We start from the raw sequence: 1,899 nt of genomic DNA on the forward strand, positions 1-1,899 counted from the left end.
TAAGTAAATAGTACCCAACGAGAACGCATAGCAATAAGAATGGGATGATGCCGCCTTCAACACTCATGACTTGCTCGAACACTTGATCCGCCACTTTCGCCTTAGCATTGACAACTTCTAGCTTCCAATGAAATTCACCAAAATCGAGTTTACTAATGTACATTTGTTTGGTGATTTGAAAGTTGTGTTCGATGATGACATTCGAGTTAGCATCTCGAATGACCACCCCCAAAGAGTATTGGTTGGTGTGCTCACGAATGAACTGGAATAAGGCCTCCAAAGAAAGGTCGACCGTCGCAACGCCTGCAAACTCTCCATTTCTATAATACGGCGCAGAGGCGGTAATCATTTGAACTTGAGTGAAAGTATCAATATACACCGCAGACCAACTCACCGAGCCTGACGGTTGTTCAGCGGCTGCGCGATACCACGGATCATTGTCATAACCGCCAGATTCTGGATTGTTGTATGAATGAATCTGATCGATGTTCCCCTCACTGTTCTTGTTAAAAAACAAACTGGTAAACCGCCATCGTTCTTCTTTGAGTTCTGGTTTGGGCCACAATCCACCACTGACGATGATCTCGTCGCTTCATCTTAAAATCTGAGGAATGGTCGATTTAAGGGAATTGCTTTGGTTTGAGCTTTGCGCAAGCCCAACCAAGCTATTCAGTACGCCTGTGGATGTGATGAGCGGCTCTTTTATCTGGGAAGCAAGCAGTTGGGTACGTAAATCGAGATTTCTTTCTAGTTTGTCACGGACAGGTGGCTCAACCACCAAGTACACCACCGATCCTATCGTAGCGATAAAAAAACACAGGTACAGTGTGAGAGCGAGAATGCTTTTTTTTCTAAGTGACGAACGAATTTCCATATCTGTAGACGAATCATTCCCTAATATCGATTTATCACTAATTGATTGGTAAGATGAGCGCAACCAATCAGCCCATTAACAAATGGTATTCTATTTTGAAACTACAAGACATGCTTTCTCTTCCAGAACTTGATGGAAAACTACTAAACCTAGCGAAAACTCAAGGCTTTGTAACCGCGATGGCATCAGCGCCAAACGTGTTGAACCCTCAAGAGTGGCTGCCATTCTTATGGGGCGGCGAAGAGACAGCACCTTTCTCAGATGGTGAACAACTAGAACTGTACATTGATGAAATTGTACAAATGTGGAACCAAACTCGACCAGCTTTGCTAGAAGGTTCTTGGCAATGGCCTGAAGGTTGTACTCTCGATGAGCAAGACATTGTCTCAGCAAGTACTCGTGATTTCTGTGAAGGTGTACTTCAAGGTTGGCAACTGACACGTGATGATTGGGAAACGTTAATGCCAGAAGACAGCGAAGACAGTGCCCTATTGGGTGGTGTGCTGCTCTCTCTTACTATGTTGTACGATCCAGAAACCACCATTGCAACGCTTGCAGAGCAAGGCATGGAAGGCTTAGAGCAATTTGAAGAGATCTTCAATGCTATACCTGTGATGCTATGTGGTCTTACTCAACGCGGTGTTGCGTTGGCTGAAGAGCAATAAAATAACGTAATCGTTGATCATTGAAATTGAACATCTGATATGAAAAAGCTCTCTGAATGGAGAGCTTTTTTGATCACGTCAAAATCACATGTGGAATGTAGCGCGCCATATCTTGTGTCACTAGGCTACTGTCTTCACGAATCGAAATACCCGCCGCTCTATCATTGACGAGCCAACTACCGATTAACGTATGGTTCTGCCCAAACTTAGGCAACGGATGATATTTCTGGACGATATTGAATTTCGATTCATAAGGCCCCGGCGTTTTCACCAAGCGCTTTCCATCTTTGACGATCTCAATATTCGCCCCCTCCCGCGAGAATAACGGTTTGATGACATAATCGTTCAAACAACTCGCTT

2 protein-coding genes and 1 pseudogene are annotated in these 1,899 nt (G+C 44.2%); 1 reads left to right on the forward strand and 2 read right to left on the reverse strand.

Going from position 1 to position 1,899, the window contains the following annotated elements; genetic code table 11:
• A pseudogene (locus R7O12_RS23925) lies at nucleotides 1–874 on the reverse strand (cache domain-containing protein); the annotation flags it as partial.
• Nucleotides 875–927: 53 nt separating this feature from the next.
• Here R7O12_RS23925 and R7O12_RS23930 point away from each other — a divergent pair.
• Complete coding sequence (locus R7O12_RS23930) at nucleotides 928–1,539, forward strand: YecA family protein (RefSeq protein WP_005459839.1); 612 nt, start codon at nucleotides 928–930, stop codon at nucleotides 1,537–1,539.
• A 73-nt stretch (nucleotides 1,540–1,612) separates the two neighbouring features.
• Here the strand turns inward: R7O12_RS23930 and R7O12_RS23935 are convergent.
• On the reverse strand, nucleotides 1,613–1,899 hold a 287-nt coding region (locus tag R7O12_RS23935), incomplete at its 5' end, for a glutathionylspermidine synthase family protein (protein ID WP_318126527.1).

The sequence above is a fragment of the Vibrio sp. Vb1574 genome, assembly GCF_033338675.1.

Excerpts from the sequence above, each read along its gene's own strand:
- R7O12_RS23930 (WP_005459839.1), top strand. The coding sequence starts at position 928 with ATGAGCGCAACCAATCAGCCCATTAACAAATGGTATTCTATTTTGAAA.